Genomic DNA, 1,921 nt, shown 5'->3' on the forward strand with positions numbered 1-1,921 from the left:
GCTCTTGCACTTGGCCACGCCGGCCGCGATGGTGCCCACGCCCACTTCGGACACGAGCTTGACCGAGATGTCGGCGTGCGGCGCCACGTTCTTCAGGTCGTGGATCAGCTGGGCCAGATCCTCGATGGAGTAGATGTCGTGGTGGGGCGGGGGCGAGATCAGGCCGACGCCGGGCACGGAGTGGCGCAGCTTGCCGATGTAGTCGGACACCTTGCCGCCGGGCAGCTGGCCGCCTTCGCCGGGCTTGGCGCCCTGGGCCATCTTGATCTGCACCTGGTCCGAGGACGACAGGTACTCGGCCGTGACGCCGAAGCGGCCCGATGCCACCTGCTTGATCCTGGAGCGCAGCGAGTCGCCGTCCTGCAGCTCGATGTCGGCCTCGACCTTGTCGGCGCCAATGATGGAGCCCAGGGTCTCGCCCTTCTTGATCGGGATGCCCTTGAGCTCGTTGCGGTAGCGCTGGGGATCTTCCCCGCCTTCGCCGGTGTTGCTCTTGCCGCCGATGCGGTTCATGGCCACGGCCAGCGTGGCATGGGCCTCGGTGCTGATCGAGCCCAGCGACATGGCGCCCGTGGCAAAGCGCTTGACGATCTCCTTGGCCGATTCGACCTGGTCCAGCGCAATGGCCTTGGCCGGGTCGAACTTGAACTCGAACAGGCCGCGCAGCGTCATGTGGCGCTTGCTCTGGTCGTTGATCAGCTGGGCGTATTCCTTGTACGTGCTCCAGTTGTTGGAGCGCGTGGAATGCTGCAGCTTGGCGATGGCGTCGGGCGACCACATGTGCTCTTCGCCACGGGCGCGCCAGGCGTATTCGCCGCCGGCGTCCAGCATGGTTTCCAGCACGGGATCGTCACCGAAGGCCGCGCGGTGGTTGCGGATGGTTTCCTCGGCGATCTCGAAGACGCCGATACCCTCGACGCGGCTGGCCGTGCCGGTGAAGTACTTGTCCACGGTGTCGCTGTTCAGGCCGATCACCTCGAACAGCTGGGCGCCGCAATAGGACATGTAGGTGGACACGCCCATCTTGGACATGATCTTGGACAGGCCCTTGCCGATGGCCTTGACGTAGTTGTAGATGGCCTTGTCGGCCGACAGGTCGCCGCCCAGCTCCTTGTGCATATCGGCCAGGGTTTCCATGGCCAGGTAGGGATGCACGGCCTCGGCGCCGTAGCCCGCCAGCACGGCGAAGTGGTGCACTTCGCGCGCCGTGCCCGTTTCCACGACCAGGCCGGCCGTGGTGCGCAGGCCCTCGCGCACCAGGTGCTGGTGGATGGCCGACAGCGCCAGCAGCGCGGGGATGGCCACCTGGGTGGCGCTCACATGGCGGTCACTGATGATCAGGATGTTGGCGCCGCCCTTGATGGCGTCCACGGCCTGCGCGCACAGCGATGCCAGCTTGGCTTCCACGCCCTGCTTGCCCCAGGACAGCGGGTAGGTGATGTCGATCGTTGCGCTCTTGAACTTGCCCTGCGTGTGGCGTTCGATGTCGCGCAGCTTGGCCATGTCGGCGAAGTCCAGCACGGGCTGGTGCACTTCGAGACGCATGGGCGGGTTGACCTGGTTGATGTCCAGCAGGTTGGGCTTGGGTCCGATGAAGGACACCAGCGACATCACGATGGCTTCGCGGATGGGGTCGATCGGCGGGTTGGTCACCTGCGCGAACATCTGGCGGAAGTAGTTGTACAGCGGCTTGTTCTTGTCCGACAGCACGGCCAGCGGGCTGTCGTTGCCCATGGAGCCGATGCCTTCCTCGCCGTTCTTGGCCATGGGGGCCAGCAGGAACTTGATGTCTTCCTGCGTGAAGCCGAAGGCCTGCTGGCGCTCGAGCAGCGGCAGGCTGGCGGCCTCGGGGCCGGCATGGGTGTCACTGCCCACGCTGCCCAGCTTGATGCGCAGGTTCTCGATCCACTGCTTGTAGGGC

General features: G+C 65.7%; 1 protein-coding gene. It reads right to left on the bottom strand.

Annotated elements, in window-relative coordinates; translation table 11 throughout:
• The coding region (locus JHD82_RS28885; RefSeq protein ID WP_269848177.1) for a glutamate synthase central domain-containing protein at positions 1-1,921 on the bottom strand (1,921 nt) is incomplete at both ends.

This window comes from Delftia sp. ASV31, assembly GCF_016428765.1.
GTDB classification, from domain to species: domain Bacteria; phylum Pseudomonadota; class Gammaproteobacteria; order Burkholderiales; family Burkholderiaceae_C; genus Comamonas; species Comamonas acidovorans.